Below are 17,227 nucleotides of genomic sequence, written 5' to 3' on the forward strand. Positions count from 1 at the left end.
CTAAATATTAGCAATTTCTTTAATTTCTGAAATGATTTTTTCTGCCAAAGTATCTGCTGCTTCTTGAGATTTAGCTTCGGTATATATTCTAATAATGGGTTCTGTGTTACTTTTTCTTAGATGAGCCCAACTTTCAGCAAAGTCAATTTTTACACCATCAATAGTGGTTAAATTTTCATTACTGTATTTATCTTCCATTGCTTTTAAAATAGCATCAACATCTAAAGTAGGCGTTAACTCTATCTTTTTCTTACTCATAAAGTAGCTAGTGTAAGTTTTTCTAAGTTCGCTAACACTCATTTTTTTATCAGCTAAAAGACTTAAAAATAAAGCTACTCCAACTAAAGCATCACGACCGTAATGAGAAGCTGGATAGATAATTCCGCCATTACCTTCGCCTCCAATAACGGCGTTGTTTTTCTTCATTAATTCAACCACATTTACTTCTCCAACAGCAGAAGCTTGGTAAGTTCCGCCATGCTTCTCGGTAACATCTCTTAAGGCTCTAGTTGAGCTCATGTTGCTAACAGTATTTCCAGGTGTTTGGCTTAAAACCCAATCGGCACAAGCAACAAGGGTATATTCTTCACCAAACATATTTCCGTTTTCATCCATAAACGCTAAACGATCTACGTCTGGATCTACAACAATACCAAAGTCTGCATTATGTTTTTTTACAGCATCACTTAAATCGCCTAAATGTTCCTTTAAAGGTTCTGGATTATGCGGAAAATGACCTGTTGGATCACAATATAATTTAACGGTTTCTACACCTAAATGTTCTAAAAGTAAAGGAATAGCAATACCGCCAGTACTATTTACACCATCAACAACAACCTTAAAATTAGCGTCTTCTATTGCTTTTTTATTCACTAAATCTAAAGCCAACACTTCCTCAACATGCAAATCAAAGTAAGCGTCGTTTTTAGTGATTTCACCTAAATCATCAACTTCTGCAAACGTCATGTTATCAGACTCGGCAATTTCTAATATTTTTTGGCCTTCTTTACCATTTAAAAATTCACCTTTCGCGTTAAGCAACTTTAGAGCATTCCATTGTTTTGGGTTATGACTTGCAGTTAAAATAATGCCGCCATCTGCGTGTTCCATTGGTACAGCAAGTTCTACTGTTGGTGTTGTTGATAACCCTAAATCAACCACATTAATACCTAAACCTACAAGTGTATTCATTACTAAATTTTGAATCATATCGCCCGACAAACGCGCATCGCGACCAACTACAACTTTATAATCTTTTTTATCGCGTTGTTGTTTTAGCCACGTACCGTAAGCCGAAGCAAATTTTACTGCATCAATTGGTGTTAAGTTGTCTCCAACGTTACCGCCAATGGTTCCTCTAATTCCTGATATAGATTTTATAAGTGTCATTCTCTAAATTTGTTTTTCAGTTTTAAAAAATAAGTCTCAAAATATCTGTAAGACAAATGCGCCATAAAAATGGTTAGTGCAAAGGTCAAAATATTAATTAAAATAATGGTCATGTTATCACTAAATGTTTTTAACCATTCTACTTTTAAAAATAGAAAGACGATTATGTTTAAAGCGATAACGTGATACATGTAAATTCCGTAAGAAATTTGTCCAAAATAATTTAGCATTCGGTTTCTAATCTCTACACCTTTATTATTATGTGCAATGGTATGAATAAAACTTCCAAAAAGTAACATTGTTACTAAGTTGAAAAGAAAAACAGATTCTAATTCAAATAAAGACGTTGTAAAATACAAGACTGTTAAAACGGTTATTAAAACAGGAAAAATCAAGTTTTTCTTTAAAAATTCTAACTGTTTTTTGTCTTCAAGAATGGCGACAATTCCACCAAAAAATAAGAAGAAAAATACCATAATGTACTCCTGTAAAACATTAAAAAATTCAAGATGAAATACAATAAAATAAACCGTTGTTAATATTAAAAGCGTTTGTAATATTCGATGTTTATTGACGATAAAAAGTAAAGGCGCAACGATAATGTAAAACTGTTCTTCAATACCAATAGACCATAACACTTCAAGAATTCCGCCAGGCATATATAGTTTTGACATCACGTTTGGTAGAAAAAATGTACCTAATAAAACCGCATTGCTTAGGTTGTAATTATTTTCAAAAGGAATACCTAAAACAGGTAAAATTTGCCAATAAAACACAAAACCGAAAATTAAAATTAGATAGTATAGAGGGAAGATTCTTAAAATTCGTCTTATATAAAATTTTCTAATCGAAAATCGGTCACGTAACTTATCGTTATAAATTATTTTAATAATTAAAAAACCACTTAAAACAAAAAACATGTAGACCGCTTCAACACCACGATTAAAAATTGGTGCGTCTAAAAAATACGGAAGACCTTGATTACGACACAATTGCGGTAAGTGAAAAATTATCACTAAACTGGCTAATATAAATCGTAAAACATCTAAGTTTGGTAATCTGTTCAAATCTCTTAATTAAAAGGCTAAAAATACATATATTTATTGAATGAACTACTTAGCGCATATCTACCTTTCCGGAAATAACAAAATGCTAACTATTGGTAACTTTATCGCCGATGGAATACGCGGTAAAAAGTATAAAACATACCCGATAGAAGTTCAAAAAGGTATATTATTACACCGTCAAATCGATACCTTTACAGATGCGCATCCGACCGTTAGACAAAGCACCAAAAAGCTTCATAAAAATTACGGACATTATTCTGGCATCATTGTAGACATTTTATATGATCATTTTTTAGCCAAAAACTGGTCAAAATATTCTGATGTGCCATTAGAAGATTATGCCGAAAATTTTTATCAAATTTTAACCGATAATATTGAAATTTTACCACAACGCATCCTAAAAATGATGCCACATTTAATTTCAGGAAATTGGTTGTTAAGTTATGCGACAAAAGAAGGCATAGCAAAAGTGTTAGACGGAATGAATAAGCGAACCAAAAACCGATCACAAATGAATTTAGCGACAAAAGAACTTGATTTATTTTATGATGAATTTGAAGCCGAATTCACCTCTTTTTTTGAGGAACTTATCGTATTTTCAGAAGAAAAGCTAATCCAAATCAACCAAGAATTATCATGAAATACAGGTTACTTCTAATAATTGTTTTTCTTTCATTTTTCAATTGTAAAGAAGACAAAAAACTAACAAAAGAAGGTGTAATTGCAGATAAAGCTATTATCGTTTCTGCAAGAGCTGAAGCTTCAAAAATAGGAGTAGAGATTCTTAAAAAAGGTGGGAACGCTTTTGATGCCATGATAGCAACCGATTTAGCTTTGGCGGTTTGTTATCCGTATGCTGGAAATATTGGTGGTGGCGGATTTATGGTTTACCGACTAGAAAATGGTAAAATTGGCGCGTTAGATTATCGCGAAAAAGCACCACTTGCTGCTACAAAACAAATGTATTTGGATAGTTTGGGTAATGTCATCCCTAATTTAAGTACAAAAGGCGGATTGGCTGTTGGCGTACCAGGTACTATTGCTGGATTATTTGCTGTACACGACAAGTTTGGAAGTTTACCTATTCAAACCATTATGCAACCTGTGATAGATTTGGCTAATCGTGGTTTTGTGGTCACTAAAAAGCAACAAGCTGTTTTAGATGAAAAACGAAAAGATTTTCTTGAAGTTAATAAAGATACTATTCTATTTGCTAAGCATTGGAAAGCTGGAGATACCATTAAAAATAAACAGATAGCACAAACGTTGGTCAAAATTATGATTGATGGTCGTGATGCCTTTTATAAAGGTGAAATTGCAGATTCTATCTCAAATTTCATCCAAAGAAATGGTGGAATAATAACGAAAGAAGATTTTGCAAAGTACGAAGCCAAATGGCGAGATCCAATAACCTTTACTTATGATGATTTAAAGATCATTTCTATGTCGCCGCCATCAAGTGGTGGAATTTGTTTAGCGCAAATTATGAATCAAATTGAACCTTATGATTTAAGTGAGTTTGGACATAATTCTCTTAAAGCCATTCAAGTAATTACAGAAGCCGAAAGACGTGCGTATGCCGATAGAAGTTTTTATTTAGGAGATCCTGATTTTGTAAACATTCCGCAAACCCAATTAATAAGCGAAAGTTACGCGTCTAATAGGATGAAAGATTTTAGTTTTGAGTCAGCAACGCCTTCAACAAAGATAAAACATGGCGATGTTCAGGTTATTGAAAGTGACGAAACAACACATTATTCTATTGTCGATCAATTCGGTAATGCAGTTGCTGTAACCACAACATTAAACTCTGGTTATGGTTCTAAATTGTATTCAGAAGAATTAGGTTTCTTTTTTAATAACGAAATGGATGATTTTTCAAGTAAACCAGGCGAACCAAACGTTTATGGTTTAATCGGAGCAGAAGCAAACAGTATCTTACCAGAAAAACGTATGCTAAGTTCTATGACGCCAACTATTGTAGAAAAAGATGGACAATTATATATGGTTGTTGGTACACCTGGCGGATCTACTATTATCACAAGTGTAATGCAAGCTATAATTAATGTGCATGAATTTGACATGAGTATGCAAGAAGCAGTAAGAGCACCTAGATTTCATCATCAATGGTTACCTGACGAAATTAGAGTAGAGCCAAACGCTTTTAATGAAGAGTTGACTAATAAATTAGAAGAAAAAGGGTATATTATAAACACAAATCGTACACCTATAATTGGTAAAGTAGATGCTATTTTAGTAAAAGAAAACGGGCAATTAGAAGGTGGCGCAGATCCAAGAGGAGACGATACCGCAGTTGGATTTTAAAATATCATCTACGTCAGTTCGAGTGATTTTTTGTAACAACCAAGTGTTTGTAATTAAATGTTGGTCACTGAGCGTAGTCGAAGTGAGTTGAATTGAGTCAAAGTTGAACAAAAAATCGTATCGAGAACAATTTTAATTTCGAATAATAAGTTTTTGAAAATCGTAATATTATGGCAATAAAGACAAAGAAAATATTTAAAATAATTTTAGGAGTAATTATCTTTTTTACACTACCATCATTACTGTTTTTTGGGTTTGTATACTTTAAATATGCAGAAGATTTACCTCAAATAAACCCAACAGAAAAAGCGGATAGTTTAGCTAATAAAATGTTAGAGGCTTTAGATTACGAGGCTTATAAAAATACCGATTATATCGAGTTTACTTTTAAACAAAGACACAAATACCAATGGAACAAATTAGAAAATACTTGTAATGTATTTTGGAGTCATTTTAAAGTAGAGTTAGATTTAAATAACAAAAGTAACTCCAAAGTATTTGTGCAAGATCAAGCTTATAATGGCGTAGAAAAAGAGAAATACGTACAAAAAGCAATAGATTATTTTAATAATGATACGTTTTGGTTAGTAGCGCCATATAAAGTTTTTGATGCTGGAACAAAACGAAGTATTGCCAAAAATGAAGACGGAGAAGAAGGTTTGTTAGTGACCTATACTAAAGGCGGAAGTACACCAGGCGATTCTTATTTATGGCATTTAGACGAGAATTATAAACCTAAAAGCTTTCAAATGTGGGTAGATATTTTGCCAATTGGTGGTTTGGAAGCAACATGGAGCGACTGGAAAACTACCGAAACAAATGCGCAATTACCAACCTTTCATAAATTTATGTTTTTAGGTTTAGAGTTGGATGATATTAAAACTTCGAGGTCAGAATAAAACACGAATTACCACTAATATGTTTGGCAAATAATTAATAAGAAAACAAAGTTTAACTACATAATTTTAGTTTTGCTAACTGCTAACTGCTAACTGCTAACTGCTAACTGCTAACTGCTAACTATTTCTTTTTCTGCCCAACAAACTGTTGTTCTTTCAGTTTAAATAATACGTTAAATGTGGTTAAACTACCATAAATACGTGTAATATATTGCTGTAAATCTATTTTTTCTTGTTCTTCAAGATTGCTAGAGTTTATTTTTTGTTCCATCACACGCAAACGATCACGAACCATTGTAATCTTATGAAAAAAGTCTTCAATTTTTATCTCCTTACTTTTTAAATTGTCGTCAGCTGGTTTTAATTCCATTGTGCCGCCTTTCCATTTGTCGCCAATATGCACAACTTCAGAGACATCACTGTATTTTTTTAAGATACTTACCAAGCTACTTTCAATATCAAAAAAGCTAACTGTATCTACCTCGTTTTCGGCAGCTTCAATAGTTTCAAAATCATCATCTAACGGTATAGTTTCTAATCCGTTTTCAATAAATGTTACCCAATATTGTTGACTGTCAACATTGGTAACAACGCCTTTTCCGTATGATGTATGATTAATTCTTGATCCTATTCCTAAAAGTTTCATTAGTATCTGTTTTTTAATTTCCGTGACAACGAAAATATAAAAAATCACAAAGACTTCATTAAGAAAATGATAACTAATTGCACTTCAAAAAGATTGATAAAAACCGTATCTTTGCAACTTTGCCAATTCACAGATATTTGCTAAAAATTGCTATGACAAATTTTGAAGAAAACATTGAAGTTAAAGGCGCAAGAGCACATAACTTAAAAAATATAGACGTTACCATTCCACGAGAAAAACTAGTTGTGATTACTGGTTTGTCAGGAAGCGGAAAATCGTCTTTAGCGTTTGATACCATTTATGCCGAAGGACAACGTCGTTACATCGAAACATTTTCGGCGTACGCTAGACAATTTTTAGGCGGATTAGAACGACCAGATGTAGATAAAATTGATGGTTTGTCTCCCGTAATTGCTATAGAACAAAAAACAACCAGCAAATCACCACGATCTACAGTTGGTACGATTACTGAAATTTATGACTTTTTAAGACTGTTATTTGCAAGAGGTAGTGACGCTTATAGCTACAATACTGGCGAAAAAATGGTGAGTTACAGTGATGAGCAAATTAAAAAATTAATTAAAGAAAGTTATAAAGGTAAGCGCATTAACGTGTTAGCGCCAGTGATTAGATCTAGAAAAGGACATTATCGCGAGTTGTTTGAGCAAATTGCAAAACAAGGTTTTGTAAAGGTGAGAACAGACGGCGAAATTAGAGATTTGGTTAAAGGCATGAAACTAGATCGTTACAAAACACACGATATAGAAATTGTTATAGATCGCTTAAAGATAGATGAAAATGTAGATAACGATAAACGTTTAACCGAGACAATCAATACAGCAATGTATCATGGTGATGACGTGTTAATGGTGATTGATCAAGATACGCAAGAAGCACGTTATTTTAGCCGAAATTTGATGTGTCCAAGTTCAGGGATTTCTTATCCAAATCCAGAACCTAACAACTTTTCTTTTAACTCGCCAAAAGGTGCTTGTCCAAAATGTAACGGTATTGGAACCTTGTATCAAGTTAACGAGAAAAAAATAATTCCAGACGATTCTTTATCCATAAAAGCTGGTGCATTAGCGCCTCATGGACCAGAAAAAAAGAGCTGGATTTTTAAGCAGTTTGAAACCATTGCACAACGCTATAATTTCAAATTAACAGATCCTTACAAGTCAATTCCTGACGAAGCAAAACAAGTGATTTTATATGGCGGAAATGAGAAGTTTTCTGTGGAAAGTAAAACATTAGGCATTACCAGAGATTATAAAATAGATTTTGAAGGTGTCGCTAATTTTATTGAAAACCAATACAATACTGCAGAGTCAACATCATTAAAACGTTGGGCAAAAGAATATATGGACAAAATTGAATGTCCAGAATGTGAAGGCAGTAGATTGCGTAAAGAGTCGCTTTATTTTAAAGTGAACGAAAAAAACATCGCCGAACTAGCAAACATGGATATTAGTGAGCTTTCTGCTTGGTTTAGTGATTTAGAACAACATTTAAGCAAAACGCAACTAAAAATTGCAGAAGAAATTATTAAGGAAATTCGTGCCAGAATTCAATTTTTATTAGATGTAGGATTAGATTATTTGTCGTTAAACCGAAGTTCAAAATCCTTATCTGGTGGAGAAGCACAACGTATAAGGTTAGCAACACAAATAGGATCGCAGTTAGTTGGCGTGTTATATATTTTAGACGAACCTAGTATTGGCTTACATCAACGCGATAACGAAAAGCTAATTAACAGTTTGGTGTCTTTACGTGATATTGGTAATTCGGTAATAGTTGTAGAGCACGATAAAGATATGATAGAACGTGCCGATCACGTTATAGATATTGGTCCACGAGCAGGAAAACATGGTGGAGAAATTATAAGTGAAGGCACGCCAAAAGCGTTATTAAAAGGTAACACGATTACAGCGCAGTATCTTAATGGTAAAATGGAAATTGAAATCCCCAAAAAGCGTCGTGAAGGTAATGGTAAATTTTTAGAGCTTAAAGGCTGTACAGGTAATAACTTAAAGAATGTTTCTGTAAAGTTCCCTTTAGGAAAAATGATAGGTGTTACAGGTGTTTCAGGAAGCGGAAAATCGACGTTAATTAACGAAACGTTGTATCCAATTCTAAATGCACATTACTTTAATGGTGTAAAAAAACCAATGCCTTACAAAAGCATAAAAGGTTTAGAACACATTGATAAAGTGATTGATATTAACCAATCGCCAATTGGTCGTACACCAAGAAGTAATCCAGCAACATACACCAAAACTTTTGACGAAATACGTAGTCTTTTTGCCAAAATACCAGAAGCCATGATTCGTGGTTATAAACCAGGTAGATTTAGTTTTAATGTCGCTGGTGGAAGATGCGAAACTTGTAAAGGTGGCGGATTACGAGTAATTGAAATGAACTTTTTACCAGACGTTTATGTAGAATGTGAAACGTGTCAAGGTAAACGTTTTAATCGCGAAACTTTAGAAATAAGATACAAAGGAAAAAGCATTAGTGATGTATTAGATATGACCATTAATGAAGCGGTAGACTTTTTTGAAAACATACCAAAGATTCATAAAAAACTGAAGACCATAAAAGATGTTGGATTAGGTTACATTACTTTAGGACAACAAAGTACAACGCTTTCTGGTGGAGAAGCGCAACGTATAAAATTAGCAACCGAGCTAAGTAAACGCGATACAGGAAATACTTTTTACATTTTAGATGAGCCAACAACAGGACTTCATTTTGAAGATATAAGAGTGTTAATGCAAGTGTTAAACAAATTAGCTAATAAAGGCAATACTGTGTTGATTATAGAACATAATTTAGATGTAATTAAAACGGTAGATTATATTATAGATATTGGATATGAAGGTGGAAAAGGTGGCGGACAAGTAGTTGCTGAAGGCACACCAGAAGAAGTTGCTAAACATAAAAAAAGCCATACAGCACGTTTTTTAAAGAAAGAATTAAACTCTTAATAATAAGCTAATTACGATTTTGTTAACACATATTGGTGATTTGGATATGTAACTTTAAGTAACATTAACCATTAAAAACCAATATATTATGAGAAGTATTCTTTGGCTAGTAGCCGTAATTTGTATCATCATGTGGGTTCTTGGATTTTTCGGAATTGTTTCAGGAATGGGAACCGGAAGTTTAATACATGTGTTATTAGTAATTGCAGTAATAGCAGTGCTTTATAACATCATTTCAGGAAGAAAACCACTGTAATTTTTAGTATAAAATATTCATTTTTAGAATATTATATAAAGACTAGCAATATTGCTAGTCTTTTTTTGTTTAAAAAATGTGAATAGAACAGCTAAATCCTTTCAAATCTATTAAATTTGTTTGTTTGAATTTTTTAAAACTATAATATGAGAAAAGAACAACATCCTAAAGGTTGGAATGAAAAGAAAACAAACGACTCTTGGGCGATTTTTAAAATCATGGGCGAGTTTGTTAACGGATTTGAAAAAATGAGTGCAATAGGACCAAGTGTATCTATATTTGGATCTGCTCGTACAAAACCAGATCATAAATACTATAAATTAGCAGAAGAAGTAGCTTCAAAAATTGTTAATGCCGGTTATGGTGTAATTACTGGTGGAGGACCAGGTATTATGGAAGCAGGTAATAAAGGAGCTCATTTAGCTGGCGGAACATCTGTAGGATTAAATATAGAATTACCTTTTGAACAACACGATAATCCTTATATAGACTCAGATAAAAGCTTAGACTTTGATTACTTTTTTGTAAGAAAAGTAATGTTTGTAAAATACTCTCAAGGTTTTGTAGTTATGCCTGGTGGATTTGGTACGTTAGATGAATTATTTGAAGCAATTACTTTAATTCAAACTAACAAAATAGAAAAATTCCCGATTATATTAGTTGGTACCGAGTTTTGGGAAGGATTAATGGATTGGGTTAAAACAACACTTTTAGATAGTTTTAAAAATATTAGTCCTGGAGATATCGACTTAATACATTTAGTAGATACAGCAGATGAAGTGGTAGAAATACTAGATAAATTTTACGAAGAATATGGTTTAAGTCCAAACTTCTAAAAAAACAAATAGGTTTTAAAAAAAGAAATTTCAGAAGATAATATGATGTTATTTTCTGAAATTTTTTGTTTTACATAAACTCTTTTGGCACCTTATCTCTGTGTTTCCATCGTTTATGAGTCCATAAGTAGTATTCTGGTGCTTCGTAAATTTGTTGTTCTACTAATTCAAAAAAACGATCGGTGATTTCATAATCTTTAAAATCATGAGGGTTTTCTGCAAGAGTAGTAATTGTGGTTTCATAATAACCTCTTTTAACACGCTTTACAGCAAAAAATACTACAGTCATATCAAGGCGTTTTGCCATTAATTCGGCACCAGTATAAACAGGAACTTTAATTCCCATAAAATTTAACCAATGGTAAGCTTTATCTGGTTTAGGACTTTGGTCTGCAGCAAAGCCATTAATAGTTAATTCGCCTTTATTCTTTGCTTTTTGCAGTACGTCAAAAGTTTCTTTAGTAGTTATTAAATAAGAATTGTAACGTGCTCTAATACGTTTTACTAAACGATCAAAATACTTATTGTTTAATCGTTTGTAAATAGCGTAACCAGTGTAGTTTATATAGGTTTGTAGTACAAAAATCCATTCCCAACTGGCATAATGCGCAGTCATCATTACAATACTCTTACCTTCTTTTTCGTGTTTTTTAAGCTCTTCAATATTTTTAAACGTGAAGCGTTTTTTCATTTCTTTTTCAGAAATAGTCATAGATTTTATAGCTTCAACAACCATATCACATAAATGATGATAGAATCTTTTAGTTATCGTATTAATTTCATCATCAGATTTCTCAGGAAAAACAAGTCTTAAATTTTCCTTTACGGTTTTTTTTCTGTAGCCAATAATACGGTAGATTAAAATGTACAATCCATCAGAAAATGCGTAAAGTAATCTAAAGGGTAAGATAGAGATTAACCACAAAAAAGGGTAGATTAATATGTAGGCAATAAATTGCATGATGCGTTCTTAGTTTAGCTTGGCAAATATATAGTATATTTGAATGAAACTTAAATATTGAAATGGGTAATTTAGCAATTGTTACAATAATTATAATCGCTGCAAACGTCATAATTTCTTACAAAGGATTTGAAGATTATGGTTTTTTTGATAAGTATAAATTTAATGTTGGTGCCATAAAAAGAGGCGAACAATTTAGATTGTTTAGTTCTGGATTTTTACATGTAAATACACAACATTTGTTATTTAACATGATTACGCTGTATTTTTTTGCTAACAATGTAATTGCATATGTTGGTTCACTTAAATTTATAATTATTTACGTAGTTAGCTTAGTTGCTGGTGGATTATTGTCGCTATATTTTCATAAAGATGAATACCATTACAGCGCAGTAGGAGCAAGTGGAGCAGTTACAGGTATTTTATACGCTGCAATACTGCTTAATCCAGACATGAGTTTGTTTTTCTTTTTTATTCCTGTTCCAATTCCTGGTTATGTTTTTGGTATTGGATATTTATTATATTCTATCTACGGAATGAAAAAACGTATTGGTAATATTGGTCATGATGCGCATTTTGGAGGCGCAATTGGTGGTTATGTAACTACTTTAGTTTTTGTTCCGTACTTGTTTCAAATTAATTTAACAATGGTTGTTGTTTTAGCATTACCAATCATTTTATTGTTTGTTATGAAAAAGTTAGGCAAAATCTAAACAAAAAAACTCCGATGTTTTATCGAAGTTCTTGATTTTCCACGAAAGTGAAATAAAAATTTTAATTCGCTAATAACTCAGCAACTTTATCTTCTAAAGCTTTACCACGTAAATTTTTTGCTACAATCTTACCATCTTTATCCAAAATGTAAGTGGCAGGTATTGATCTTACACCATAAGTTTGTGCAATTGGCTCTTGCCAACCTTGTAGGTTAGATACATGTTTCCAAGTTAAATTATCTTGCTCGATAGCTTTTAACCATCGGTCTTTTTGCTGTGCTTTATCTAAAGAAATCCCTACAATTTCTAAGCCTTTATCGTGATATTGGTTATACATTCTAACCACATTTGGGTTTTCTTTTCTGCAAGGTCCGCACCAACTAGCCCAAAAATCTAAAATAGTGACTTTAGCGTTAATATCGTTAATATTTAAAGTAGCCCCATCAGGAGTTGGCGCAGTAAAAGTTGGCGCATAATCACCAATGTTAGTCCCAAAAACGGTAATTTCCTTTTTTTCTTCTTTACAAGAAAACAATGCTAAAACCGAAATAAATAATATTAAAGTGTTTTTCATTACAAATAAGTTTGCAACAAATATAAACTATAAAAGTTGAATAAAATATGCATATTTTTGCACTATGATATACAACGATACCATAGTAGCTTTAGCAACCGCTTCTGGTGCTGGCGCAGTTGCCATAATAAGATTATCGGGTAAAGACGCTATAAAGATAGCGGCAGATAATTTTAAGTCTGTAAAAAGCCAAAAGTCGCTTAGCGACCAAAAGACGCATACCATACATTTGGGACATATTATTGACGAAAACCGTGTGATAGATCAGGTTTTAGTATCGGTTTTTAAAAATCCAAATTCTTATACAGGAGAAGATGTAGTTGAGGTATCGTGTCATGGTTCGGTTTATATTCAACAAGAAATTATTCAGCTATTTTTAAGAAAAGGTTGCCGAATGGCCAATCCTGGTGAATTTACTTTACGTGCTTTTTTAAACGGAAAGCTAGATTTAAGCCAAGCCGAAGCTGTTGCCGATTTAATTGCAAGTGATAATGAAGCATCACATCAAATTGCAATGCAGCAAATGCGTGGCGGATTTTCTTCTGAAATAGCTAAGCTACGTGAAGAACTGTTAAATTTTGCTTCTCTAATAGAACTTGAATTAGACTTTGCAGAAGAAGATGTTGAGTTTGCAGATCGTACACAATTTAAAGATTTGGTAGATCGTATTTCTTTCGTTTTAAAACGTTTAATAGATAGTTTTGCAGTAGGAAATGTGATTAAAAACGGAATACCAGTAGCAATTGTTGGAGAGCCAAATGTTGGTAAATCTACATTACTTAATGCGCTTTTAAACGAAGAACGTGCCATAGTAAGTGATATAGCAGGAACAACCAGAGATACCATTGAAGATGAATTGGTGATTAACGGTATTGGTTTTAGGTTTATAGATACCGCAGGAATTAGAGATACAAAAGACGTTGTTGAAAATATTGGGATTAAAAAAACTTTTGAGAAAATAGAACAAGCGCAAGTTGTTGTTTTCTTATTTTCTGCTAATGAGTTTAAAACACAAAGCGAACGTTTGATTGTAGAGGTAGAAAAGATTAAAAACAAGTTTCCGCTTAAACCAATGTTAATTATCGCCAATAAAGTAGATCAATTATCAGAGGAAGAAAAAGAAGAAGTGTCACAATCTTTAAATACAATTCAACACATTGAAGCATTAATGATTTCGGCACAAAATAACGAAGGTGTAGAAGATTTAAAAGATAAATTAATAGGTTTTGTTAATACTGGTGCATTAAACAATAACGAAACTATTGTCACAAACACACGTCATTATGATGCTTTATTAAAAGCTTTTGAAGAAATCCAAAAAGTAAAATACGGCTTAGAAACTGGACTTTCTGGAGATTTAATGGCAATAGACATTCGCCAAGCTTTGTATCATTTTGGAGAGATTACTGGTGAGATAACAAGTGATGATCTTTTGGGTAATATTTTTGCTAATTTCTGTATCGGGAAGTAACTTACTTTCTTTTATTTGTTAATCCCTTGTTATTGTTTACTTTATATTATTTTATCTTCTTTTATTTGTTGCTTTTTTGCTCTTTTTTGATTAAATTTGTTGTATATCTGTTGCCTTAAATACGGATTTGTTGCCCAAATCTGTTGGCGAAAATAAAGGCGAAATGATGCACCATAACGCACCACGTTGCACCATTACGCTACATAAAGCACCATTTATGAGCAGTAATTTATTCATTCCTAAAACTTGTAAGCATTGCGGTAATGCCTTCACAGCACGTACAACAGTTACTAAATACTGTGGCGATACTTGTGCAAAAAGAGCCTATAAGGCACGCAAACGTCAAGAAAAAATCCAAGCTACTCTTACTAAAGATATGCAACAGCAAAAACAAGTTGTTGAAGTTCACAACCCTAATGCTGTAAATAACAAAGATTTTTTAAGCGTTACAGAAGCCTCACAACTTATTGGTGTGAGTAGATGGACCATTCAAAGAATGATTCAACAAGGACGTTTAAAAGCAGTTCCTTTTGGTAGAAAGCGTATTGTGGCCAGATGGCAAATAGAAAACCTCTTTAATTAATTCCATTATGAAAGTAACATTAAGACAACGCAAGAAGAACGACAAAATAAGCCTGTATTTAGATTACTATCATAAAGGTAAACGTAAAACCGAATACTTACGCTTATACCTTACACCAAATCCTAAAACCAAAACGGAAAGAGAGGTAAATAGGAAAACGAAGCAACTTGCAGAAACTATTTGTGCACAACGACAGATTGAAATTCAAAACGGTATTTATGGCTTTCAAGATATTGAAAAGCTAAAAGGCAGTTTTATTACTTACATCACAGCTTTAGCAGAAAAGAAAAATACAAGCTCTGGCAACTATGGAAATTGGAATAGTATGCTAAAACATTTAAAAAAGTTTTGTCCAACTGATGTTAGTTTTCAAGACATAGACAAATCATTTGTTGAGCGTTTCAAAGAGTATTTAGATAAAGATGCAATAAGTAGAGCAGGTAAAAAACTGTCTCAAAATTCAAAATATTCATATTTCGGAAAATTTTCAGCAGCATTAAAACAGGCGGTCAAGGATGGTATTTTAAAAGTAAATCCTGCAAATGGTGTTGAATACTTCAAACAAGGTGAACCTCAACGAGAATTTTTAACGCTTGATGAATTACAAAAGGCAGTTAATACAGAATGTGAACTGCCTATTTTAAAGAATGCTTTTATTTTTTCAGCTTTAACCGGATTACGTTGGTCAGATATTGAAAAATTGATATGGTCAGAAATCCAGCACTCTAAAGAAATGGGATATTATATCCGATTTAGGCAAAAGAAAACTAAAGGTGTCGAAACCTTACCAATTTCAGACCAAGCAAGAAATCTATTAGGAGAAAAAGGTAATCCAGACGATAAAGTATTTGATGGTTTGCATTATAGTGCCTGGTCAAATTTAAAGTTACAACAATGGATGCTTAAAGCAGGAATAACAAAAAATATCACGTTCCATTGTGCGCGTCATACCTATGCAACTTTACAATTAACTTTGGGTACAGACATTTATACAGTATCAAAATTATTAGGTCATAAAGAGTTACGCACTACACAGATTTATGCTAAAGTAATTGACGATAAAAAGAAAGAAGCTGCTAACCGTATTCAACTGGATTTGTAATGAAAGGAAGTATATTTTCAAGTTTGGTTTCAATAACCAATGGCTTACATAGAGATAATAGGCAGGAAAAGGATTTTAAATACTTATTGTCTGATTTTAATTTGAATCCAAAAGCTAATAACGCAGTTTTTAAAGTAAACTTTAAAAAGCCTTTAAATGCGAAAAAAGAATACTACCAAAAGCTAATATTTAATGAAACAGAAAATACAGTAGCATCATTTGTAAAGGAATTTCCCAAAAATACAACCACACCAGAAAATAAATACAGCTATACCATTCTACTTAATAAATTTGATAAGTACTTAAATGACATTTCAACTTATATCAATAAAAGAGGAGTAACAGCAGATTTAAATAATGATGACAATTATATTATAAACTACTTAAAAGCATCTGTAATAAGGTTGTATTCTGAACTACAAGAGCAATACGGACAGTTTTCGGAAAATACAAAATTCTCTATTTCTGAAATTGCAGAAAAATACTTTAATGATGAAACTTTTGATGTTAGCTTAATAGAAAAGAACACCACTAAAAAAGTGGCTACCAAAACAATATCAAAACTTAAAAGCTTACCGAAAACCTCATTTGCGTTTAAAGGAAAAGATAAATCAAATCTTTTAAAAGTACTTGAACAGCTTCAAATTAAAATAGATTTATTAGAAAATAGAACGACTACAAAACAGCTGTTAGAGATTCTAACAACAGATGATTTTACTTCTTTAAATTTTAATATTTATTTTGAAGCTAATACAACTGCAATTAGATACATCTTTGATAAACTAAAACCTCAATTTAAAAATTTAAAGTTATCCGAAATTGAAAGGTCTAATAAGTTTTATACTAAAAATGATTTTGAGTTAACTGCTCAAAATTTATCTTCAAGCAAGCAATATACTTTTAAAGAAAAAGAAACTATTGATAATATTTTCAAACAAATGCAATAAAAAACATTGAGAACATTGAGCTTTCTCAATGTAATCTCAATACTACCTAAAAATCTTCATTTTTTAAAAATCTACATTTTCAACCTTTGTCCTGTTCTTGAAAACCAAGAATGACATTTGGCCAGATGTCCTCATTTATTTAAAACAAAATAAACGATGGATACAAATATCATCGAAAAGTTAGACCGCATTGAAAAACTCTTGTTAGAGCAACAAACAATGCAAAAGCAAGTATTAAACTTTAATGAAACTTGCAAGTATTTAGAATTATCCCAATCGCACTTGTATAAACTTACAAGTACGGGAACCATTCCACATTATAAACCGAATGGTAAAAAGATTTATTTCCAACGAGAAGAGTTAGACCATTGGTTACTACGTAACCGTATGGACTCAAGAGATGAAATCGAACAGCAAGCTGCCGATTACCTCATTAAGAAAGGAGCGGTGAAGTTATGACTGAAATAATCG

At 32.3% G+C, this 17,227-nt stretch carries 17 protein-coding genes; 12 read left to right on the forward strand and 5 right to left on the reverse strand.

Annotated features, from left to right (window positions below; translation table 11 throughout):
- On the reverse strand, nt 1-1,389 hold the full coding sequence (gene glmM, locus H574_RS0106355) for a phosphoglucosamine mutase (protein ID WP_027879767.1): 1,389 nt from the start codon (nt 1,387-1,389) through the stop codon (nt 1-3).
- Nucleotides 1,386-2,456: an acyltransferase family protein gene (locus H574_RS0106360; RefSeq protein WP_027879768.1), complete on the reverse strand. Its 1,071-nt coding sequence runs from the start codon at nt 2,454-2,456 to the stop codon at nt 1,386-1,388. The genes glmM and H574_RS0106360 overlap by 4 nt, the downstream gene beginning before the upstream one ends.
- Before the next feature lie 40 nt (nt 2,457-2,496).
- Between H574_RS0106360 and H574_RS0106365 the strand changes: the two genes are divergently transcribed.
- The 3 genes from H574_RS0106365 to H574_RS0106375 all read left to right on the forward strand — a co-directional run bounded on the left by H574_RS0106365 (nt 2,497) and on the right by H574_RS0106375 (nt 5,680).
- Nucleotides 2,497-3,096: an acyl carrier protein phosphodiesterase gene (locus H574_RS0106365; protein ID WP_027879769.1), complete on the forward strand. Its 600-nt coding sequence runs from the start codon at nt 2,497-2,499 to the stop codon at nt 3,094-3,096.
- Nucleotides 3,093-4,781, forward strand: coding sequence for a gamma-glutamyltransferase (gene ggt, locus H574_RS0106370; RefSeq protein WP_027879770.1), 1,689 nt, complete (start codon nt 3,093-3,095; stop codon nt 4,779-4,781). The genes H574_RS0106365 and ggt overlap by 4 nt, the downstream gene beginning before the upstream one ends.
- Before the next feature lie 170 nt (nt 4,782-4,951).
- The gene (locus tag H574_RS0106375) at nt 4,952-5,680 is read left to right on the forward strand and encodes a hypothetical protein (protein ID WP_027879771.1); all 729 of its coding nucleotides are present in this window, start codon (nt 4,952-4,954) and stop codon (nt 5,678-5,680) included.
- Between the two features lie 121 nt (nt 5,681-5,801).
- Here H574_RS0106375 and H574_RS0106380 read toward each other — a convergent pair whose 3' ends face one another.
- Nucleotides 5,802-6,326, reverse strand: coding sequence for a hypothetical protein (locus H574_RS0106380; protein WP_027879772.1), 525 nt, complete (start codon nt 6,324-6,326; stop codon nt 5,802-5,804).
- A 152-nt stretch (nt 6,327-6,478) separates the two neighbouring features.
- Here H574_RS0106380 and uvrA point away from each other — a divergent pair, with 152 nt between their 5' ends.
- From uvrA to H574_RS0106395, 3 genes are all read left to right on the forward strand, one after another.
- On the forward strand, nt 6,479-9,313 hold the full coding sequence (gene uvrA / locus H574_RS0106385) for an excinuclease ABC subunit UvrA (RefSeq protein WP_027879773.1): 2,835 nt from the start codon (nt 6,479-6,481) through the stop codon (nt 9,311-9,313).
- An 88-nt stretch (nt 9,314-9,401) separates the two neighbouring features.
- Nucleotides 9,402-9,569 (forward strand): lmo0937 family membrane protein, encoded by a 168-nt coding sequence (locus H574_RS14635; RefSeq protein ID WP_027879774.1) that lies wholly within the window; start codon nt 9,402-9,404, stop codon nt 9,567-9,569.
- A gap of 146 nt (nt 9,570-9,715) precedes the next feature.
- Entirely contained in the window at nt 9,716-10,405 is a 690-nt protein-coding gene (locus tag H574_RS0106395; protein ID WP_027879775.1) for an LOG family protein, read from the forward strand.
- A 70-nt stretch (nt 10,406-10,475) separates the two neighbouring features.
- Here the strand turns inward: H574_RS0106395 and H574_RS0106400 are convergent, their stop codons facing one another.
- Nucleotides 10,476-11,366, reverse strand: a complete 891-nt coding sequence (locus tag H574_RS0106400) for a lysophospholipid acyltransferase family protein (protein ID WP_027879776.1) — start codon at nt 11,364-11,366, stop codon at nt 10,476-10,478.
- 62 nt (nt 11,367-11,428) lie between these two features.
- On the opposite strand from H574_RS0106400, the gene H574_RS0106405 reads away from it, so the two are divergent.
- On the forward strand, nt 11,429-12,079 hold the full coding sequence (locus H574_RS0106405) for a rhomboid family intramembrane serine protease (RefSeq protein WP_027879777.1): 651 nt from the start codon (nt 11,429-11,431) through the stop codon (nt 12,077-12,079).
- A 61-nt stretch (nt 12,080-12,140) separates the two neighbouring features.
- On the opposite strand, the gene H574_RS0106410 is transcribed toward H574_RS0106405, so the two are convergent.
- The gene (locus tag H574_RS0106410) at nt 12,141-12,653 is read right to left on the reverse strand and encodes a peroxiredoxin family protein (protein ID WP_027879778.1); all 513 of its coding nucleotides are present in this window, start codon (nt 12,651-12,653) and stop codon (nt 12,141-12,143) included.
- A gap of 64 nt (nt 12,654-12,717) precedes the next feature.
- Here H574_RS0106410 and mnmE point away from each other — a divergent pair, with 64 nt between their 5' ends.
- The 5 genes from mnmE to H574_RS0106435 all read left to right on the forward strand — a co-directional run bounded on the left by mnmE (nt 12,718) and on the right by H574_RS0106435 (nt 17,215).
- Complete coding sequence (gene mnmE, locus H574_RS0106415; protein ID WP_027879779.1) at nt 12,718-14,124, forward strand: tRNA uridine-5-carboxymethylaminomethyl(34) synthesis GTPase MnmE; 1,407 nt, start codon at nt 12,718-12,720, stop codon at nt 14,122-14,124.
- A 130-nt stretch (nt 14,125-14,254) separates the two neighbouring features.
- Nucleotides 14,255-14,707, forward strand: a complete 453-nt coding sequence (locus H574_RS0106420; RefSeq protein WP_235898267.1) for a helix-turn-helix domain-containing protein — start codon at nt 14,255-14,257, stop codon at nt 14,705-14,707.
- A gap of 7 nt (nt 14,708-14,714) precedes the next feature.
- Complete coding sequence (locus H574_RS0106425; RefSeq protein WP_027879781.1) at nt 14,715-15,809, forward strand: site-specific integrase; 1,095 nt, start codon at nt 14,715-14,717, stop codon at nt 15,807-15,809.
- Entirely contained in the window at nt 15,809-16,756 is a 948-nt protein-coding gene (locus H574_RS0106430) for a DUF6617 family protein (protein ID WP_027879782.1), read from the forward strand. The genes H574_RS0106425 and H574_RS0106430 overlap by 1 nt, the downstream gene beginning before the upstream one ends.
- A 156-nt stretch (nt 16,757-16,912) precedes the next feature.
- A complete protein-coding gene (locus H574_RS0106435; protein ID WP_027879783.1) occupies nt 16,913-17,215 on the forward strand; it encodes a helix-turn-helix domain-containing protein in 303 nt (100 codons plus the stop codon).
- Nucleotides 17,216-17,227 lie beyond the last annotated feature (12 nt).

This window comes from Mesoflavibacter zeaxanthinifaciens DSM 18436 (assembly GCF_000422365.1).
Classification (GTDB): domain Bacteria; phylum Bacteroidota; class Bacteroidia; order Flavobacteriales; family Flavobacteriaceae; genus Mesoflavibacter; species Mesoflavibacter zeaxanthinifaciens.